This window comes from Streptococcus sp. 27098_8_76 (assembly GCF_041432315.1).
Classification (GTDB): Bacteria; Bacillota; Bacilli; order Lactobacillales; family Streptococcaceae; genus Streptococcus.
Genome location: NZ_JAPVZI010000014.1, coordinates 23,268 through 44,204, shown reverse-complemented (window position 1 = coordinate 44,204; position 20,937 = coordinate 23,268). Strand labels below are relative to the sequence as shown.

18 protein-coding genes and 2 pseudogenes are annotated in these 20,937 nt (G+C 39.0%); 18 read left to right on the top strand and 2 right to left on the bottom strand.

The genetic code is table 11. From position 1 onward, the window contains the following. Positions 1-5: 5 nt before the first annotated feature. Positions 6-1,367, bottom strand: a pseudogene (locus O3636_RS09580) (IS3 family transposase). A gap of 55 nt (positions 1,368-1,422) precedes the next feature. Continuing rightward, positions 1,423-1,662 (bottom strand): annotated as a pseudogene (locus tag O3636_RS09575) (oligosaccharide flippase family protein); the annotation flags it as partial. 440 nt (positions 1,663-2,102) lie between these two features. On the opposite strand from O3636_RS09575, the gene O3636_RS09570 reads away from it, so the two are divergent. The 18 genes from O3636_RS09570 to O3636_RS09485 all read left to right on the top strand — a co-directional run bounded on the left by O3636_RS09570 (position 2,103) and on the right by O3636_RS09485 (position 20,918). Then, a complete protein-coding gene (locus O3636_RS09570; RefSeq protein WP_000638495.1) occupies positions 2,103-2,810 on the top strand; it encodes a 2-C-methyl-D-erythritol 4-phosphate cytidylyltransferase in 708 nt (235 codons plus the stop codon). A gap of 4 nt (positions 2,811-2,814) precedes the next feature. After that, a complete protein-coding gene (locus O3636_RS09565) occupies positions 2,815-3,837 on the top strand; it encodes a ribitol-5-phosphate dehydrogenase (protein ID WP_000609877.1) in 1,023 nt (340 codons plus the stop codon). A 16-nt stretch (positions 3,838-3,853) separates the two neighbouring features. Further along, positions 3,854-4,723 (top strand): phosphotransferase, encoded by an 870-nt coding sequence (locus O3636_RS09560; protein WP_371642886.1) that lies wholly within the window; start codon positions 3,854-3,856, stop codon positions 4,721-4,723. Continuing rightward, a complete protein-coding gene (locus tag O3636_RS09555; protein WP_004269680.1) occupies positions 4,713-5,591 on the top strand; it encodes a DMT family transporter in 879 nt (292 codons plus the stop codon). Before O3636_RS09560 ends, O3636_RS09555 begins: the two co-directional genes overlap by 11 nt. An 11-nt stretch (positions 5,592-5,602) precedes the next feature. After that, positions 5,603-6,292, top strand: a complete 690-nt coding sequence (locus O3636_RS09550) for a sugar phosphate nucleotidyltransferase (RefSeq protein ID WP_371642884.1) — start codon at positions 5,603-5,605, stop codon at positions 6,290-6,292. Between the two features lie 89 nt (positions 6,293-6,381). Beyond that, complete coding sequence (gene dprA, locus O3636_RS09545) at positions 6,382-7,230, top strand: DNA-processing protein DprA (RefSeq protein ID WP_371642882.1); 849 nt, start codon at positions 6,382-6,384, stop codon at positions 7,228-7,230. Between the two features lie 269 nt (positions 7,231-7,499). Continuing rightward, complete coding sequence (gene topA / locus O3636_RS09540; protein WP_371642880.1) at positions 7,500-9,587, top strand: type I DNA topoisomerase; 2,088 nt, start codon at positions 7,500-7,502, stop codon at positions 9,585-9,587. 105 nt (positions 9,588-9,692) lie between these two features. Continuing rightward, entirely contained in the window at positions 9,693-10,052 is a 360-nt protein-coding gene (locus O3636_RS09535) for a YbaN family protein (protein ID WP_371642879.1), read from the top strand. Between the two features lie 90 nt (positions 10,053-10,142). Beyond that, positions 10,143-10,775 carry a copper homeostasis protein CutC gene (locus tag O3636_RS09530; protein ID WP_371642877.1) on the top strand — a complete coding sequence of 211 codons (633 nt, stop codon included), beginning with the start codon at positions 10,143-10,145 and terminating at the stop codon, positions 10,773-10,775. Positions 10,776-10,818: 43 nt separating this feature from the next. Further along, a complete protein-coding gene (locus O3636_RS09525; protein ID WP_371642875.1) occupies positions 10,819-11,475 on the top strand; it encodes an MmcQ/YjbR family DNA-binding protein in 657 nt (218 codons plus the stop codon). Between the two features lie 314 nt (positions 11,476-11,789). Next, entirely contained in the window at positions 11,790-13,352 is a 1,563-nt protein-coding gene (locus O3636_RS09520) for a 2-isopropylmalate synthase (protein WP_371642873.1), read from the top strand. Between the two features lie 11 nt (positions 13,353-13,363). Beyond that, positions 13,364-14,401 carry a 3-isopropylmalate dehydrogenase gene (leuB, locus tag O3636_RS09515; RefSeq protein WP_371642871.1) on the top strand — a complete coding sequence of 346 codons (1,038 nt, stop codon included), beginning with the start codon at positions 13,364-13,366 and terminating at the stop codon, positions 14,399-14,401. After that, complete coding sequence (locus O3636_RS09510; RefSeq protein WP_247941922.1) at positions 14,398-14,667, top strand: DUF1294 domain-containing protein; 270 nt, start codon at positions 14,398-14,400, stop codon at positions 14,665-14,667. The genes leuB and O3636_RS09510 overlap by 4 nt, the downstream gene beginning before the upstream one ends. A 3-nt stretch (positions 14,668-14,670) precedes the next feature. Beyond that, positions 14,671-16,053 (top strand): 3-isopropylmalate dehydratase large subunit, encoded by a 1,383-nt coding sequence (gene leuC, locus O3636_RS09505; protein WP_371642869.1) that lies wholly within the window; start codon positions 14,671-14,673, stop codon positions 16,051-16,053. A 9-nt stretch (positions 16,054-16,062) separates the two neighbouring features. Continuing rightward, positions 16,063-16,656 (top strand): 3-isopropylmalate dehydratase small subunit, encoded by a 594-nt coding sequence (gene leuD / locus O3636_RS09500; protein ID WP_261069553.1) that lies wholly within the window; start codon positions 16,063-16,065, stop codon positions 16,654-16,656. Between the two features lie 27 nt (positions 16,657-16,683). Then, complete coding sequence (locus tag O3636_RS09495; protein WP_261100854.1) at positions 16,684-17,463, top strand: Sua5/YciO/YrdC/YwlC family protein; 780 nt, start codon at positions 16,684-16,686, stop codon at positions 17,461-17,463. A gap of 211 nt (positions 17,464-17,674) precedes the next feature. Further along, entirely contained in the window at positions 17,675-19,624 is a 1,950-nt protein-coding gene (locus O3636_RS09490) for an McrB family protein (RefSeq protein WP_371642866.1), read from the top strand. Continuing rightward, the gene (locus O3636_RS09485) at positions 19,611-20,918 is read left to right on the top strand and encodes an McrC family protein (protein WP_001177513.1); all 1,308 of its coding nucleotides are present in this window, start codon (positions 19,611-19,613) and stop codon (positions 20,916-20,918) included. The genes O3636_RS09490 and O3636_RS09485 overlap by 14 nt, the downstream gene beginning before the upstream one ends. Positions 20,919-20,937 lie beyond the last annotated feature (19 nt).

Sequence of the window (20,937 nt, the reverse complement as noted above, 5' to 3'; positions counted from 1 at the left end):
ATTATTTAAGCAAAGGATTTAGTTCTGTATTGTACGGGGCTAAGTCCTTTTAGTTTTACCTTAATTCGTTTGTTGTTGTAGTAATCAATTGTAGTAATCAATATAGTCTACAATAGCTTGTTCCAAGTGTTCAAGTGACTGAAACATATTCTCATAACCATAAAACATTTCAGACTTAAGAATGCCAAAGAAAGATTCCATCATACCGTTATCTGGGCTATTTCCCTTACGTGACATAGATGGCTGGATTCCCTTATTCTTTAAAAAATGATGATAGAAATCGTGTTGGTATTGCCCTCCTTGGTCACTATGGAGAATTGTATTTTCGTAATGGTTCTCTGTAAAGGCTTGTTCTAGCATAGCTTTCATTTGTACTAAGTTCGGCGAAGTAGAAAGATTGTAGGAGATAATTTCGCTGTTAAAGCCATCTAAAACTGGTGATAAATAAAGCTTTAGTCTACTTGCTGGAATGGCAAATTTTGTCACATCTGTGTAGCATTTTTGCATTAGTTTGGTTGCTTCAAATTGACGTTGAATAAGATTATCTGCTTTCTTGCCAACATCTCCTTGGTATGAAGAATACTTCCGTTTACGGCGAATTCGAGCCGTTAAACCAAGTACTTTCATCAGACGCTGCGCCTTCTTATGGTTCACTACAAAGCCACGATTTCGTAATTCTAGAGTCATGCGACGATAGCCGTAATTTCCTTTATGCTCAGTATAAATTGACTGAATTTCAGCTTTAATATCATAATCTTTATCGCTTTGATCCAGCTGTTTTAAGTGGCAATAATAGGTTGAACGGGCAAGCTTAATAATCTTTAGAAGAATATCTAAAGAAAACTCTGTTACCAGTCCTTGAACAATTTCCGTTTTTCTTCTTGCTCCTTTTCGTCCCTCAATCGGAGTTCTCTCAACTTTTTTAGAATGGCATTCTCCGCTCTCAAGTATTCATTTTCTGCTTGAAGACATTCTAATTCTGTCATATCTTCAAATCTCTTCTTTGGCTTACGTCCCATTTTAGGTGGTCTCCCTCTTGTTCCCTCAACAATAGTATATCCGTTTTTCTTATATTGTGCCAGCCAATTAGAATGTAATCCACTACTTGGAAGAGCATAATCCAGAGACGCCCTAATTTGTGAATGCCCCTCAAGAAGAACTTTATCAATAATCTCTTGTTTTAGTTCAGGAGAATAGTAACAATTCTTTCCTTTTTTGACGAACTCTATTCCATAACGATCAATCAATTTAATCATGTACCTAATATTAGAATTGTTTATCCCAAATTTATTTGAAAGCTTCTCTAAGCTATATCCTTGTTTTCTAAGTTCATAGATCTGAACTTTATCATCATAAGTTAATTTCATAATAAAAGCACCTCAAAAGTTAGATTTTTATGTCTAACTTTTGGGGTGCAGTTCAGGTTCTATTCAGATCTTTTTTGTTATCCTTGACATTACTGATGGCCCGTAAACCGTAGTTATAGACCCCATAAGTCGCAAAGGGCAAGAAAAATGACAAAATAGTGTCAACTGAGTTGAAGTAACCATAGTCAGTACGGTCCAAGACACGTGCGACATAGGTTCCAGTTAGGATGGGAAAAATAATATTTAAGACACGAATTCCCATATAAGATAGAGCATTTAATTTTATACTTTTCATTCAATTTACCTCGTTTTTCATTATATCATAAAGTCAGCTAATAAGAAATGAAGGGCAGTAATACTCTTCGAAAATCAAATTCAAACCACGTCAGCGTCGCCTTACCGTACTCAAGTACAGCTTACGGCTAGCTTCCTAGTTTGCTTTTTGATTTTCATTGAGTATAAGTCAAGTAATCACTTTGAAGTCTCAAAGTTTAATTTTAAGTTTTCTTTAAGAAAACTATATTATTCTGAAGAACTCTAAAATTTCACAGCCATTTATTGGTAATGACTACAGAATTCCTAGTCATTACTAGAAATGGACTAGTTTCTTTGAATAATAGAACTCCTTAAACCTTCTATTCTAGAACGGGAGGGTCGGTATTTCTTTCATGATAGGACTAGATTGTGGTATAATAGAGAGAATAAGTTTTTTTAGTAAGACAAAGGAGAAAATAGATGATTTATGCAGGAATTCTTGCTGGTGGAACTGGCACACGCATGGGAATCAGTAACTTGCCAAAACAATTTTTAGAGCTAGGTGATCGACCTATTTTGATTCATACAATTGAAAAATTTGTCTTGGAACCAAGTATTGAAAAAATTGTAGTTGGGGTTCATGGAGACTGGGTTTCTCATGCAGAAGATCTTGTAGATAAATATCTTCCTCTTCATAAGGAACGTATCATCATTACAAAGGGTGGTGCTGACCGCAATACAAGTATTGAGAAAATCATTGAAGCCATTGATGCTTATCGTCCGCTTACTCCAGAGGACATTGTTGTTACCCACGATTCTGTTCGTCCATTTATTACACTTCGCATGATTCAGGACAATATCCAACTTGCCCAAAATCATGACGCAGTGGACACAGTGGTAGAAGCGGTTGATACTATCGTTGAAAGCACCAATGGTCAATTCATTACAGATATTCCAAATCGTGCTCACCTTTATCAAGGACAAACACCTCAAACATTCCGTTGCAAGGACTTCATGGATCTTTACGGTTCTCTCTCTGCTGAAGAGAAGGAAATCTTGACAGATGCATGTAAAATCTTTGTCATTAAAGGAAAAGATGTAGCCTTGGCCAAGGGTGAATACTCAAATCTGAAGATTACAACCGTAACAGATTTGAAGATTGCAAAAAGTATGATTGAGAAAGACTAGTAAAATGATTAATCAAATTTATCAACTAACTAAGCCTAAGTTTATCAATGTCAAATACCAGGAAGAGGCTATTGACCAAGAGAATCACATCCTTATCCGTCCCAACTACATGGCGGTCTGTCATGCGGATCAGCGTTACTACCAAGGAAAACGTGATCCCAAGATTTTGAATAAAAAACTTCCAATGGCTATGATTCACGAGTCATGTGGAACCGTTATTTCTGATCCGACAGGAACTTATGAAGTTGGGCAAAAAGTTGTCATGATTCCCAATCAGCCTCCTATGCAGAGTGATGAAGAATTCTATGAGAACTACATGACAGGGACTCATTTCTTGTCTAGTGGCTTTGATGGCTTTATGAGAGAGTTTGTTTCTCTCCCTAAAGATCGTGTGGTGGCTTATGATGCTATTGAAGACACGGTTGCAGCCATTACAGAGTTTGTCAGTGTTGGCATGCACGCTATGAATCGTCTATTGACCCTTGCTCATAGCAAGCGGGACCGAATCGCCGTTATCGGAGATGGAAGTTTAGCATTTGTGGTTGCCAATATTATCAACTATACTTTGCCAGAAGCAGAGATTGTGGTTATTGGTCGTCATTGGGAAAAATTGGAGCTTTTCTCATTTGCCAAAGAATGCTATATTACTGATAATATTCCTGAAGATTTGGCCTTTGACCATGCTTTTGAGTGTTGTGGTGGTGATGGTACTGGACCAGCCATTAATGACTTGATTCGCTATATTCGTCCTCAGGGAACGATTCTCATGATGGGAGTTAGCGAATATAAAGTCAATCTCAATACACGCGATGCCTTAGAAAAAGGTTTGCTCTTGGTTGGTTCCTCTCGTTCTGGTCGCATTGATTTTGAAAATGCAATCCAAATGATGGAAGTCAAGAAATTTGCCAATCGTCTTAAAAATATCCTTTATCTAGAAGAACCTGTAAGAGAAATTAAAGATATTCACCGTGTCTTTGCAACCGATTTAAACACAGCCTTTAAAACTGTGTTTAAGTGGGAAGTATAAGTGCTGGAGGTTAATTGTGGAGAAAATCATTAAAGAAAAAATTTCTTCCCTACTTAGTCAAGAAGAGGAAGTCCTCAGTGTTGAACAATTGGGAGGTATGACCAATCAAAACTATTTGGTCAAAACAACAAATAAGCAGTACATCGTTAAGTTCTTTGGTAAAGGGACAGAAAAACTGATCAATCGTCAAGATGAAAAGTATAATCTTGAACTACTAAAGGATTTAGACTTAGATGTAAAAAATTATCTTTTTGATATTGAAGCTGGTATCAAAGTAAATGAGTATATCGAATCTGCGATTACGCTTGATTCAACGTCAATCAAGACCAAATTTGATAAAATTGCTCCAATATTACAAACGATTCATGCTTCTGGTAAGGAATTAAGGGGAGAATTTGCTCCTTTTGAAGAAATCAAAAAATACGAATCCTTAATTGAGGAAAAAATCCCTTATGCCAACTATGAAGCTGTTCGAGAAGAAGTCTTCTCCTTAGAGAAAAGACTGGCTGACTTAGGTGTTGACAGAAAATCTTGTCATATCGATTTGGTGCCTGAAAACTTTATCGAATCACCTCAAGGACGACTTTATCTGATTGACTGGGAATATTCATCAATGAACGATCCAATGTGGGATTTGGCTGCTCTCTTTTTAGAGTCTGAATTCACTCGTCAAGAGGAAGAAGCCTTCTTATCTCACTATGAGAGTGAGCAAACACCTGTCTCTCGTGAAAAGATTGTCATTTATAAAATTTTACAAGATGCTATTTGGAGTCTATGGACAGTCTACAAAGAAGAGCAAGGTGCAGATTTTGGTGACTATGGTGTGAGTCGTTACCAAAGAGCTATTAAAGGTTTGTCGTATTATGGAGGTTCAGATGAAAAATAAAAATGGAGTTTCTTTTGGTCTACTCTCAGGTATTTTCTGGGGTTTAGGTCTAACGATTAGTGCTTATATCTTTTCGATTTTTACAGATTTGTCGCCCTTTGTGGTGGCCGCTGCTCACGATTTCTTGAGTATCTTTATCTTACTAGCTTTTCTCTTGGTAAAAGAAGGAAAAGTTCGTCTCTCTATTTTCTTAAATATTCGCAATGTGAGTGTTATCATCGGAGCCTTGCTAGCAGGCCCTATCGGTATGCAGGCCAATCTTTATGCGGTTAAGTATATCGGAAGTTCCTTAGCTTCATCAGTATCGGCTATTTATCCTGCGATTTCAGTTTTATTGGCTTTCTTCTTTTTGAAGCACAAGATTTCGAAAAATACTGTGTTTGGGATTGTCTTGATTATTGGAGGGATTATTGCTCAGACCTATAAGGTTGAACAGGTCAATTCCTTCTACATTGGGATTCTCTGTGCTTTAGTTTGTGCCATTGCATGGGGAAGTGAGAGTGTTCTAAGCTCTTTTGCTATGGAAAGTGAATTGAGTGAAATCGAAGCCCTCTTAATCCGTCAAGTGACTTCATTCTTGTCTTATCTTGTGATTGTACTCTTCTCTCATCAGTCATTTGCAGAAGTGGCCAATGGACAATTGTTAGGTCTTATGATTGTCTTTGCAGCCTTTGATATGATTTCTTATTTGGCTTATTATATCGCTATCAATCGCTTGCAACCAGCCAAGGCTACAGGCTTGAACGTGAGCTATGTAGTATGGACTGTCTTGTTTGCAGTTGTTTTCTTGGGTGCACCGCTAGATATGCTGACAATTATTACGTCACTTGTCGTTATTGCTGGAGTTTATATTATTATTAAAGAATAAAGGAGATTCGTGTGAAAGCCATTATCTTAGCAGCGGGATTGGGAACTCGCTTGCGTCCTATGACTGAAAATACCCCTAAAGCCTTGGTTCAGGTTAATCAGAAACCTTTGATCGAATACCAAATTGAGTTTCTCAAAGAAAAAGGAATCAATGACATCATCATCATTGTTGGTTATCTTAAAGAACAATTCGATTACTTAAAAGAAAAATATGGTGTTCGCCTCGTCTTCAATAATAAATACGCTGACTACAATAACTTTTACTCTCTCTATCTTGTAAAAGAAGAATTGGCTAACAGCTATGTTATTGATGCCGATAATTATCTCTTTAAAAATATGTTCCGCAATGATTTGACACGTTCGACTTATTTTAGTGTTTATCGTGAAGATTGTACCAACGAATGGTTCTTGGTCTATGGAGATGACTACAAGGTTCAAGATATTACTGTTGATAGTAAGGCAGGTCGCATCCTTAGTGGTGTATCCTTCTGGGATGCTCCAACTGCAGAAAAGATTGTCAGCTTTATCGATAAGGCTTATGCAAGTGGCGAATTTGTTGATCTCTACTGGGACAATATGGTTAAGGATAACATCAAAGAGCTAGATGTCTATGTTGAAGAACTAGAAGGCAATAGCATCTATGAGATTGATAGTGTCCAAGACTATCATAAATTAGAAGAAATTCTTAAAAACGAAAATTAAAGATTCCAACATCTGGCTAAAATAGTCGGATGTTTTTTTTGATTTTTTTACGAATAAATAGATGACTAGAAAAAGAAATGGAGATATTTATGAAAATCACAAACTATGAAATCTATAAGTTTAAAAAATCAGGTTTGACCAATCAACAGATTTTGAACGTTCTAGAATACGGTGAAAATGTCGATCAAGAACTTTTGTTGGGTGATATTGCAGAAATATCAGGTTGCCGAAATCCAGCTGTTTTTATGGAACGTTATTTTCAGATAGACGATGCGCATTTGGAGAAAGAATTTCAAAAATTTCCATCTTTCTCCATTTTAGATGACTGTTATCCTTGGGATTTGAGTGAAATATATGATGCGCCTGTACTTTTATTTTACAAGGGAAATCTTGACCTCTTGAAATTCCCTAAGGTAGCAGTCGTAGGAAGTCGTGCTTGTAGCAAACAGGGAGCTAAGTCAGTTGAAAAAGTCATTCATAGCTTGGAAAATGAACTGGTTATCGTCAGTGGATTAGCCAAGGGGATTGATACAGCAGCTCATATGGCAGCTATTCAGAATGGCGGAAAAACCATTGCAGTGATTGGAACAGGACTGGATGTGTTTTATCCTAAAGCCAATAAACGTTTGCAAGACTACATCGGCAATGATCATCTGGTTCTCAGTGAATATGGACCTGGCGAACAACCTCTGAAATTTCATTTTCCTGCCCGTAATCGCATCATTGCTGGACTTTGCCGTGGCGTGATTGTAGCAGAGGCTAAGATGCGTTCGGGGAGTCTCATTACCTGTGAGAGGGCAATGGAAGAAGGACGCGATGTTTTTGCTATTCCTGGTAGCATTTTAGATGGACTATCAGACGGTTGCCATCATTTGATTCAAGAAGGTGCAAAATTGGTTACCAGCGGGCAGGATGTTCTTGCGGAATTTGAATTTTAATACTCTTCGAAAATCTCTTCAAACCACGTCAGCTTCACCTTGCCGTAGGTATGGTTACTGACTTCGTCAGTTTCATCTGCAACCTCAAAGCAGTGCTTTGAGCAACCTGCGGTTAGTTTCCTAGTTTGCTCTTTGATTTTCATTGACTATAAGAAGAAAGTCCGCTTACTAGACAAACTTTTCTTCTATATATAGGAGCTAAGTCTTGACAGTTATGCCAAAATGGTTTACACTTTATAAAGTTTATTACTTTGAAAAGGTGTGATACTGTGGCTACGGCAACAAAAAAGAAAAAATCAACAGTTAAAAAAAATCTAGTAATCGTGGAGTCGCCTGCTAAGGCCAAGACGATTGAGAAATATCTAGGCAGAAACTACAAGGTTCTAGCTAGTGTCGGGCATATCCGTGATTTGAAGAAATCCAGTATGTCCGTCGATATTGAAAATAATTATGAACCGCAATATATCAATATCCGAGGAAAAGGTCCTCTTATCAATGACTTGAAAAAAGAAGCTAAAAAAGCTAATAAAGTCTTTCTGGCGAGTGACCCGGACCGTGAAGGAGAAGCGATTTCTTGGCATTTGGCTCATATTCTCAACTTAGATGAAAATGATGCCAACCGTGTGGTCTTCAATGAAATCACCAAGGATGCGATCAAAAATGCTTTTAAAGAACCTCGTAAGATTGATATGGACTTGGTCGATGCCCAACAGGCTCGTCGTGTCTTGGACCGATTGGTCGGGTATTCGATTTCGCCTATTTTGTGGAAGAAGGTCAAGAAAGGCTTATCAGCAGGTCGCGTTCAGTCTATTGCGCTTAAGTTAATCATTGATCGTGAGAATGAAATCAATGCCTTTCAGCCTGAAGAATACTGGACAATTGATGCTGTTTTTAAAAAGGGAACCAAGCAATTTCAGGCTTCCTTCTATGGAGTGGATGGTAAAAAGCTGAAACTGACTAGTAATGATGAGGTCAAGGAAGTCTTGTCTCGTCTGACTAGTAAAGACTTTTCAGTAGATCAGGTAGATAAGAAAGAGCGCAAACGCAATGCTCCTTTACCCTATACCACTTCATCTATGCAGATGGATGCTGCTAATAAAATTAATTTTCGTACTCGAAAGACCATGATGGTTGCCCAACAGCTTTATGAAGGGATTAATATTGGTTCTGGTGTGCAAGGTTTAATTACCTATATGCGTACCGATTCGACTCGTATCAGTCCAGTGGCGCAAAATGAGGCAGCAAACTTCATTACGAACCGTTTTGGTAGCAAGTATTCTAAGCATGGTAGCAAGGTCAAAAATGCTTCAGGAGCTCAGGATGCTCACGAGGCTATTCGTCCGTCTAGTGTCTTTAATACACCTGAAAGCATCGCTAAGTATCTGGATAAGGATCAACTCAAGCTTTATACTCTTATCTGGAATCGTTTTGTGGCTAGTCAGATGACAGCTGCTGTCTTTGATACCATGGCTGTTAAATTGTCTCAAAATGGGGTTCAATTTGCTGCCAATGGTAGTCAGGTTAAGTTTGATGGTTATCTTGCTATTTATAATGATTCTGACAAGAATAAGATGTTACCGGATATGGCTGTTGGAGATGTTGTCAAACAGGTCAATAGCAAGCCAGAGCAACATTTCACACAACCACCTGCTCGCTATTCTGAAGCTACCCTAATCAAGACCTTGGAAGAAAATGGGGTTGGACGTCCGTCAACCTACGCACCAACTATTGAAACCATTCAGAAACGTTACTATGTTCGCCTTGCAGCCAAACGTTTTGAACCAACAGAGTTGGGAGAAATTGTTAACAAGCTCATCGTTGAATATTTCCCAGATATCGTAAACGTGACCTTTACAGCTGAAATGGAAGGCAAGCTGGATGATGTCGAAGTCGGAAAAGAGCAGTGGCAACGGGTCATTGATGCTTTTTATAAACCATTCTCTAAAGAGGTCTCCAAGGCTGAAGAAGAAATGGAGAAAATCCAGATTAAGGATGAACCAGCTGGATTTGACTGTGAAGTGTGTGGCAGTCCAATGGTCATTAAACTTGGTCGTTTTGGTAAGTTCTACGCTTGTAGCAATTTCCCAGATTGCCGTCATACCCAAGCAATCGTGAAAGAGATTGGTGTTGAGTGTCCAAGCTGTCATCAGGGACAAATCATTGAGCGTAAAACCAAACGTAATCGCCTTTTCTATGGTTGCAACCGCTATCCAGACTGTGAGTTTACCTCTTGGGATAAGCCTGTTGGTCGTGACTGTCCAAAATGTGGCAACTTCCTCATGGAGAAAAAAGTCCGTGGTGGCGGCAAGCAGATTGTATGTAGTAAGGGTGACTACGAAGAAGAAAAGATTAAATAAGAGGAGAGTTCTGAAAATGAATTTCAGGCTCTTTTTGGTTGGAACTTGACAAAATTCATCATTGTATGCGAAACTAGAAGAGGATTATTTTAATTAGGAGTAGTTATGCGTATTATTTATCTTATTATTGGTTTTTTATCACTAGCCTTGGCTATTGTTGGGATTGTTTTACCCTTGTTGCCTACAACACCTTTTCTTTTACTGTCTATTGCTTGCTTTTCAAGAAGTTCCAAACGTTTCGAAGATTGGCTTTATCATACCAAGCTCTATCAGAGCTATGTAGCTGATTTTCGAGAAACAAAGTCTATTGCGCGTGAACGAAAGAAAAAAATCATCGTATCTATCTACATCTTGATGGGAATTTCTATTTATTTTGCCCCTCTCTTACCTGTCAAAATTGGTCTAGGAGCCTTGACCATCTTTATCACTTATTATCTCTTCAAGGTCATTCCGGACAAAGAATAAAAAATAGTAACTATTTTCCTTGATATAAATGAAAGCATATTCACAATAATATGATATAATAAATTTAAAGTAATCTTCAAGGAGAATCAAATGATTTACGAATTTTGTGCTGAAAATGTGACCTTGCTTGAAAAAGCGATGCAGGCTGGAGCTCGTCGAATCGAACTTTGTGACAATCTAGCAGTTGGTGGGACAACGCCCAGCTATGGAGTGACCAAGGCAGCGGTTGAATTGGCAGCTAACTACGATACGACCATCATGACCATGATTCGTCCACGTGGTGGCGACTTTGTCTATAATGACCTAGAAATTGCTATTATGCTAGAAGACATTCGGTTGACTGCTCAGGCTGGAAGTCAAGGGATTGTTTTTGGGGCTTTAACTGCTGATAAGAAGTTGGATAAGCCTAATCTTGAAAAGTTAATTGCTGCATCAAAAGGAATGGAAATTGTCTTCCACATGGCCTTTGATGAATTGAGTGATGAAGAGCAGTTGGAGGCTATTGACTGGCTCAGCCAAGCCGGTGTCACTCGTATCCTAACTCGTGCTGGTGTGTCTGGTGACTCCTTAGAAAAACGCTTTGCTCACTATCACAGAATTTTGGAACATGCTAAAGGTAAAATTGAAATTTTACCAGGCGGGGGGATTGACTTGGACAACCGTCAAACCTTTATCAACCAGCTAGGTGTGACACAATTGCACGGAACCAAGGTTGTCTTTTAAAAAATAGAAAGGAACTGCTAGCTTTGGGTAGCAGTTTTCACTTATGTTTGAAATTTTTAAATCCTATCAGTTTAATAAAGAAAAAGCTCATGCCTATGGTTTTGCAAAAAATGGGGGAGTCTGGACCTATAGTTGCCAGATTTTGCAGGGTGACTTTGTCATGACTGTGTCCATCACTGCTGATAATGTGAGTTTTCAAGTCTTTGATCAGGAAACGGGCGACCTCTATCCTCAAGTCCATATGCAAAGTATGAGAGGGAGTTTTGTTGCAAGTGTCCGTGAGGCTTGTTTGGAGATTCTTTACCAGATTCGGAAGGCTTGTTTTGAGGTACAGGATTTTATCTGCCCTCAGACTAAACGAATCATGACTCAAGTTCAGGAAAAGTATGGTAATCAGTTGGAGTATTTGTGGGAGAAATCGCCTGATACGGCAGTGTTAAGACATGAAGGCAATAAAAAGTGGTATGCCGTCTTGATGAAAATCTCTTGGGATAAGCTGGAAAAGGGTAGAGAAGGTCTAGTCGAAGCAGTCAATCTCAAACATGATCAAGTAGTGGACCTGCTTTCACAAAAGGACATTTATCCAGCTTTTCATATGAACAAACGCTACTGGATTAGTGTGGCTTTTGATGATACTTTGTCAGATGAAATGGTACTGGAATTGATAGAAAAAAGTTGGAATTTAACTTCTAAAAAATGAAATATTTCAAGGATTTTTAAGAACTTTCAATTAGCTAAATATTCTATACTGAAGAAATTTTCAGAAAATATTTGATTTTTTCTTGACAAGTGCTTTTGCCTATGCTAAAATACTTAACAAGATATCAAACGAAGGAGAAAGTCAAACATGAAAACAGCTAAGTTTAATCAATTCGCTTTGTTGTTGAGGTACTCGGGCTAGTGCAAAAAGCATTAGTCCTGTTTGGCTTACCAAGCGGGAGTAAATCAACATCTCGCTTGGGTTTCTGAGCGAGATGTTTTTTTTAAAATCACATTTGGAAAAGGGGAAATCTTATGCGAACAGTTGAATTTCTAGATACCAGCCTTCGGGATGGAGAGCAGACACCCGGCGTTAATTTTTCAATCAAGGAAAAAATTGTCATTGCAAGGCAGCTGGAGAAATGGGGCATTTCAGCCATAGAAGCTGGTTTTCCAGCGGCTAGCCCAGACTCATTTACGGCAGTGCAGGAGATTGCTAAGGCCTTGAAGAAAACAGCGGTGACTGGATTAGCACGTTCGGTCAAGTCTGATATTGATGCTTGTTATGAGGCCCTCAAGGATGCCAAGTATCCACAGGTTCACGTCTTTATCGCTACTAGTCCCATTCACCGCAAGTATAAGCTCAATAAGAGCAAGGAAGAGATTTTGGAAGCTATTAAGGAGCATGTTTCCTATGCCCGTTCTAAGTTTGAGGTTGTCGAGTTCTCTCCTGAAGATGCGACTAGAACAGAGTTGGATTTCCTCTTGCAAGTAGTTCAAACAGCGGTTGATGCAGGGGCGTCTTATATCAATATTCCTGACACTGTTGGTTTTACCACACCAGAGGAATATGGGAATATCTTCAAGTATCTGATTGACAATGTTAAAACCGACCGTCAGATTATCTATTCGCCTCACTGTCATGATGATCTTGGAATGGCAGTGGCTAATAGCCTTGCTGCCGTCAAGAATGGGGCAGGACGTGTTGAAGGAACCATCAATGGTATTGGTGAGAGAGCTGGAAATGCTGCTTTGGAAGAAATTGCAGTAGCCCTCAATATTCGCCAAGATTACTACCAAGCAGAAACCAGTATTGTCTTAAATGAGACCATCAATACGTCAGAAATGGTTTCTCGCTTCTCTGGTATTCCAGTTCCTAAAAACAAGGCCGTCGTTGGTGGCAATGCCTTTTCTCATGAATCTGGTATTCACCAAGATGGAGTCCTTAAAAATCCTCTTACTTATGAGATCATCACACCTGAATTGGTCGGTGTCAAGAGTAACAGTCTTCCGCTTGGTAAATTGTCAGGTCGCCATGCCTTTGTTGAAAAACTAAGAGAACTGGCCCTAGATTTTACAGAAGAGGACATCAAACCACTCTTTGCTAAGTTCAAGGCTCTGGCAGATAAGAAGCAAGAAATCACAGATGCAGATATTCGTGCGCTGGTCGCTGGAACCATGGTTGAAAATCCAGAAGGCTTCCACTTTGATGATTTACAACTTCAAACTCATGCGGATAATGACATCGAAGCGCTCGTTAGCCTAGCCAATATGGATGGTGAAAAAGTCGAATTTAATGCGACAGGGCAAGGTTCTGTTGAAGCAATCTTTAATGCTATCGATAAGTTCTTTAACCAATCCGTCCGTTTGGTGTCCTATACCATTGATGCTGTGACAGATGGAATCGATGCCCAGGCTCGGGTATTAGTCACTGTTGAAAATAGAGATACAGAAACCATCTTTAACGCAGCAGGTCTTGATTTCGATGTGTTGAAGGCTTCGGCTATTGCTTACATCAATGCCAATACCTTTGTTCAAAAAGAGAATGCTGGTGAGATGGGACGCAGTGTTTCCTATCGCGATATGCCTAGTGTGTAAAGGAGAATGCTATGACAAAGAAAATAGTAGCTCTAGCAGGGGACGGAATTGGCCCAGAAATCATGGAGGCTGGTTTAGATGTTCTGGAAGCCCTAGCTGAAAAAACAGGTTTTGACTATGAGATTGACAGACGACCTTTTGGAGGCGCAGGTATTGATGCTGCAGGGCATCCTTTACCTGATGAAACCCTCAAGGCAAGTAGAGAAGCAGATGCCATTCTTCTAGCGGCTATCGGTAGTCCTCAGTATGATGGAGCAGCGGTTCGGCCTGAACAAGGCTTGCTGGCTCTCCGTAAGGAACTCAATCTTTACGCCAATATTCGCCCTGTTAAGATTTTTGAGAACCTCAAGCATTTGTCACCACTCAAACCAGAACGAATTGCTGGGGTGGACTTTGTCGTTGTGCGGGAGTTGACAGGCGGGATTTACTTTGGGGATCATGTTCTTGAAGAGAGAAAAGCACGTGATATCAACGACTATAGCTATGAGGAAGTGGAGCGGATTATTCGCAAGGCCTTTGAAATCGCAAGAAATCGCAGAAAAATCCTTACCAGTATCGATAAGCAAAATGTTCTAGCAACATCAAAACTCTGGAGAAAAGTGGCTGAGGAAGTCGCACAGGATTTCCCAGATGTAACCTTGGAACACCAGTTAGTGGACTCAGCTTCCATGCTTATGATTACCAATCCTGCTAAGTTTGATGTTATTGTAACGGAGAATCTTTTTGGAGATATTCTCTCTGATGAATCAAGTGTTCTATCTGGCACACTTGGGGTTATGCCATCAGCCAGTCATTCGGAAAATGGACCAAGTCTTTATGAACCCATTCACGGTTCAGCACCTGATATTGCAGGTCAAGGAATTGCCAATCCTATCTCAATGATTTTATCAGTGGCCATGATGTTGAGAGATAGTTTTGGACGTTATAAGGATGCGGAGCGTATCGAGCGTGCTGTTGAGGCAAGTTTGGCAGCTGGTATATTAACGAGAGATCTAGGGGGACAGGCTTCGACCAAGGAAATGACGGAAGCTATTATTGCAAGGTTATGAAGTTAGACGAAAAAATTACTCTAGTCCTTTTGATTTGGAATGTCATGGTTTTCTTGATTTATGGTATTGACAAATCTAAGGCAAGGAGAAGAGCTTGGCGCATCCCAGAGAAAATCTTACTTATTTTAGCCTTTACTTGTGGTGGTTTTGGTGCCTGGCTAGCAGGAATCATCTTTCACCACAAGACTCGAAAATGGTACTTTAAAACAGTTTGGTTTCTTGGGATGGTGACTACACTAGTAGCCTTATATTTTATTTGGAGGTAATGGATGGCAGGAAAATCGATTTTTGATAAATTATGGGACCGTCATGTCATCACAGGAGAAGAGGGGCAGCCCCAACTCATGTATGTGGACCAGCACTATATTCACGAGGTGACCAGTCCTCAGGCTTTTCAAGGATTACGAGACGCAGGACGCAGATTGAGACGGCCAGACTTGACATTTGGAACCTTTGACCACAATGTCCCGACGGTCAATATCTACGATATTCGAGATGTGATTTCTAAAGCACAAATTGATAAGCTAGCTGAAAATGTTGAGGAGTTTGGGATTGAACATGCGGCCCACGGTTCTGAAAAGCAGGGGATCGTTCACATGGTTGGTCCAGAAACAGGACGAACCCAACCAGGAAAATTCATCGTCTGTGGGGATAGCCATACAGCAACTCACGGGGCTTTCGGAGCTATCGCCTTTGGAATTGGGACCAGTGAAGTCGAGCATGTCTTCGCTACCCAGACACTCTGGCAGGTCAAACCCAAGAAAATGCTGGTAGAATTCACTGGTGTCCCTCAAAAAGGAGTTTATTCTAAGGATTACATTCTCGCCTTGATTGCCAAGTACGGCGTTGCTTGCGGCGTTGGCTATGTGGTGGAATATCGTGGACAAGCTATTGATGCACTGAGCATGGAAGAGCGAATGACCATCTGCAATATGTCCATCGAGTTTGGATCTAAGATGGGAATCATGAATCCAGACCAAACCACCTATGATTATCTCAAGGGACGGGAATGTGTTCCAGCGGACTTCGAAGAGGCTGTGGCGGATTGGAAAACAATTGTCAGTGATGAGGATGCCGTTTACGATAAGGTTATCCAGATGGATGTCTCAGACCTTGCTCCTATGGTGACCTGGGGAACCAACCCTGCTATGGGGGTTGACTTTGACAGTAGTTTCCCAGAAATTAAGGATATGAATGATGAACGAGCCTACAATTATATGGATTTGGAACCAGGTCAAAAGCCAGCAGATATTGAACTAGGTTATATCTTTATCGGCTCTTGTACAAATGCTCGTCTCAGCGATTTGCAACTGGCTGCGCGATTTGTCAAAGGGAAGAAAATAGCTCCTAACTTAACGGCTATCGTGGTTCCGGGCTCTCGTCCTGTGAAACGAGCTGCTGAGAAGTTGGGCTTGGACAAGGTCTTTCTGGATGCTGGTTTTGAGTGGAGAGACCCAGGTTGCTCTATGTGCCTAGGGATGAATCCTGACAAGGTTCCAGATGGCGTTCACTGCGCCTCAACCAGCAATCGTAACTTTGAAGACAGACAGGGCTTTGGTGCTAAGACCCATCTCTGCAGTCCAGCCATGGCAGCAGCAGCAGCTATCGCAGGGCGTTTCGTAGATGTTCGGCAAATGCCAGAAGCCCAGTAAGGAGAGGATATGGAGAAATTTACAGTTTATACGGGAACGACCGTTCCTCTCATGAATGATAACATCGATACCGACCAAATCCTACCCAAGCAGTTTCTCAAGTTAATAGATAAGAAAGGCTTTGGTAAGTACCTTATGTATGCTTGGCGTTATCTAGATGATAAGTATACTGAGGATCCAGACTTTGTCTTTAACCAACCTGAATATCGTAAAGCCAGTATTCTTATCTCAGGGGATAACTTTGGTGCAGGGTCTTCGAGGGAACACGCAGCTTGGGCCCTAGCGGACTATGGTTTTAAAGTCGTGATTGCAGGGTCTTTTGGGGATATTCATTACAATAATGAACTCAATAATGGCATGTTGCCTATTGTACAGCCCAGAGAGGTTAGAGAGAAACTAGCCCAGCTAAAACCAAGTGACCAGGTAACTGTGGACTTGGAACAACAAAAAATCATCTCACCAGTTGGAGAATTCACTTTCGAAATCGATAGCGAATGGAAACACAAACTCTTAAATGGTTTAGACGATATCGGTATTACCTTGCAGTATGAAGATTTGATTGCTGCTTATGAAAAACAACGACCAGCCTACTGGCAGGATTAGAAGAAAAATAGAAAAGGAAATAGAACTATGACAAAACACATTCAATGGAACGGAACACTTTCACAAGAAGGATATGACATTTTAAAAGGTGAGGGCGGATGTATCGTTTGTCCTACTAAAGTTGGTTACATCATCATGACTAGTGACAAGGCTGGTCTTGAACGTAAGTTTGAAGCTAAAGAACGTAATCGTAACAAACCAGGTGTTGTTCTCTGCGGTAGCATGGATGAGCTTCGCGCTTTAGCACAACTTAACCCAGAAATTGAAGCCTTTTACCAAAAACATTGGGATGAAGATATTCTTCTTGGTTGTATCCTTCCATGGAAACCAGAAGCCTTTGAAAAACTCAAAGCATACGGTGATGCCCGTGAAGAACTTATGACTGACGTTCGTGGTACTAGCTGTTTCGTTATCAAGTTTGGGAAAGCTGGTGAACAATTGGCTGCCAAACTTTGGGAAGAAGGCAAGATGGTATACGCCTCATCTGCAAATCCATCTGGAAAAGGAAACCGTGGTAAGGTAGAAGGTATCGGAGAACGCATCGAAGGAGCAGTTGACCTTGTTATCGAGGCAGACGACTATGTGGCATCTATCCAGCCTGACAAAACGATTGAAACACGCTACGAGCAAGGTGTGATGGTCTCTATGGTCGATAAAGACGGCAAACTCATCCCAGAACAAGGAGGGGCACGCTCAACTTCACCAGCTCCAGTTGTAATCCGCAAAGGGCTTGACATTGATAAGATTATGATGCATCTGTCAGACACCTTTAACTCATGGGACTACCGTCAGGGAGAGTATTATTAAGATAAAAAATAAGTCTAGTGTTAAGAGTGAATATCCCACTCTACACTAGGCTTTTTCTTTAGAAATTCTTTTCTTTTTTTGATAGATATGATATGCTAGATGTAGAATATATTAATAGAATGTAGTTTCTGCAAAGTAAAATATCTTACTTTGAACGAAACAAATATAATTTAAGTCTAACAATAAATTTTTAATAAGCAAGGAAAACACAATGGTTTCAAAACAAACTTTCATTGACAGGATAAAAAAAGAATTCCCAGATGCAATTGAAAATCAAACAAAAAGTTATATTTCTTTTCAGGTTAAAAATAGGAAAGGGAAGTTACAAAATTTTATAGAGATTAATTTTCAAAATAAAGGAATAAAGATTGCCGTTCTCTCTAAGAGTCTTCATAATTCAGATATTTTGTTGTTTAATAAGAAGCCTGATTCATTCGGTTGGACACTTGATGCTGAGTATTTTATTGAGGATGAAAATTCATTAGACGAGATTTTACCTTTTATAAATAAATCTTATGAGTTTGTAAAAACTGGAACTAACTCAGAGTGTTATAAAGTCTTCAGAGAATTTTTGTCTAAATTTGTGAATCAATCAAATATCTATAATTCGAAAGATATAGAAATGAAACGTTCTCAAAAATTAGATGGAGCTGAACATATTTATCCTGCTCTAACCATCGAAGGTATTCCATACAAAGTTGAAATGCTTAACACAGGTCATTTTGGTCCAAGGAGTGGTAATGGATATATTAAATCACCTTATTTTGGTTATCGATTGAGTGACATTGATAACTCATGGATAAATATAAGATGTGGTTTTCAGAGATTTAAACTCACAGAATTTAAAATAGTAAAATGGTACAGTAATAATCAAGATGAAGATTTAGGTTATAAATACCTTGTCAAAGATTTAGAATTGGAATCAACCGCGGAACCTAATGATATTTTAAAAGAGTTTTACGACAATTTTACTAGTTTCTATGTGAAAAAAGAGAAAAAAGATGTAAACATGTTAGAAAATATTAACAAATATAAAAATATTTTATTGCAATCCAAAAACCTCATTTTCCGTGGTGCACCTGGTACAGGAAAAACTTATCTTGCTAAAGAAATAGCGGCAGAGCTAACGGGTGGTAATGAAGATCAAATTGGCTTTGTACAATTTCACCCTTCCTATGATTATACAGATTTTGTGGAGGGGTTGAGACCAGTATCAAATGGGGATGGAGCTATTGAGTTTAAATTACAAGATGGTATTTTTAAAGAGTTTTGCCAGAAGGCAAAAGAAGCTCAGAAGACTGGAGGTCAAGATAATTTTGAAGAAACGTGGGCTAAGCTAACGGATGCTATCAATGAAAAGCAAGGACAATATTTCTTCCCTCGTAGTTCGGTTCCAGCCAGTTTAAATAGTCAAGGGAATGTGAAGTTTGATTCTCCTGTTGCTACCAAAGAAAAAGTGTATCTTTTGTACAAGGGTGAGGAAACTAAGTTAAAGTACGAAACTTATCAAAAAATCGTTTTAGATCACATGAAAGAAAGTTATGGCTTATGTGATTATGTGTCTCCAACGATCAACACAGATAAGAAATTCGTTTTCATCATCGATGAAATCAACCGTGGTGAGATTTCTAAGATTTTTGGGGAGCTCTTTTTCTCTATCGACCCTGGCTATCGTGGTAGAGATGGGGAAGTTTCTACCCAATATGCCAATCTACACGAAAGTGATGACAAGTTTTATATTCCTGAGAATGTCTATATTATAGGAACCATGAATGATATTGACCGATCAGTGGATACATTTGATTTTGCTATGCGTCGTCGTTTCCGTTTTGTTGAAGTTACTGCTGAAAGCCAACTATACATCCTTGATGAAAAACTAGGTGAGCATGCTGAAGAAGCTAAAACTCGACTAAGGAACTTGAATGTTGCTATCGAAAATGTTCAGGAGCTAAACAGTCATTATCATATCGGACCAAGTTATTTCCGTAATTTAAAAGAATTGGATTATGATTATGAATTACTCTGGTCTGATTATCTCAAACCACTTTTGGAAGATTACTTACGTGGTTCTTATGAAGAAGACGAAATACTGAATACTTTGAAAAAAGCATATGATTTGAGAAATCAGCAAGATATTGGTGATGACGATGCAGTTAACTGACAATCAACAGGCCTTAAACAAAGAAGAGTTTATCACAGAATATCCTAAAATTAGTCAAGTTCTTTTAGATAGAACTCTAGATAATCTTTCTCAAGAAGATAGTATCTTTATATTTCCAAACGACCTGAAAAATTCTCCTGATTTGGATAAGGACCAAAAGATTTTGGAAACAGTCAATCAGAAAATTAAGACAGGGAATGTGATTGGATTTCTGGGGTGTGGTCAGGAGAGATTAACCATTTCTTCTCGCTTTTCGAGTAAAAGTGATGACTATTTTTTGCATTATCTATTGCAGAAAGTTCTAAATATCAATCTCACTAGTTTGGATGTTGTTTTATCGCGCGAGGAAAGACTCTATCAGCTTTTAATCTACCTCTTTCCAAAGTATTTGGAAGCTGCTATGCGAAAGGGACTTTATAAGGAATACCAGAGGTTTTCCCATAATGATAGTCATATCAAGGGAGTGATTGATGTAGTAAATCATCTCAAGAAAAATCTTCCTTTCACAGGTAATATTGCTTATACTACAAGAGAATTTACTTATGACAATCCGATGATGCAGCTGATTCGTCATACTATCGAGTACATTAAAAATCAAAAATCTCTAGGAAGAGGCATCATTTATACTAATCGTGAAAATATTACAGAAATAATTCGTGTAACACCTTCGTATAAACAAGCTGATCGTGCTAAGATTATAAGACTAAATCAAACAAAACCTCTTCGTCATGCCTACTTTCGAGAGTACAGAAAATTGCAAGAACTTTGTCTGATGATATTAAACAGAGAAAAGCACGGTTTTGGATATCAAGAGCAAAAAATTCATGGCATTCTCTTTGATGTTGCTTGGCTTTGGGAAGAATATGTTCATACCTTGTTGCCAAAAGATTTCATACATCCTAGAAATAAGGATAAGACGGACGGTATTTCAGTATTTTCTAATCGTGAAAGAAAAGTATATCCAGATTTTTATCATAAAGAGTTAAAAATCGTCTTAGATACTAAATATAAAAAACTGGAATTGACTGAAAAGGGAATCAACCGTGAGGACTTATTCCAGCTGATTTCCTATTCTTATATTTTGAAAGCTGAGAAGGCTGGTCTTGTTTTTCCGAGCAAGGACAAGGTTGTTGATAATGAGATAGGAAAGCTAGCAGGTTATGGAGCTTTGTTAAAGAAATGGTCTATCCAAATTCCTCAGAAGTCTTCATCCTATAGTGAATTTTGTGAAATGATGGAAAACTCCGAAGAAATTTTTAAAAATAATATTACTAAAGAAGTAGGGAGAAAATAATCTCTCCTCTTTTTATTGT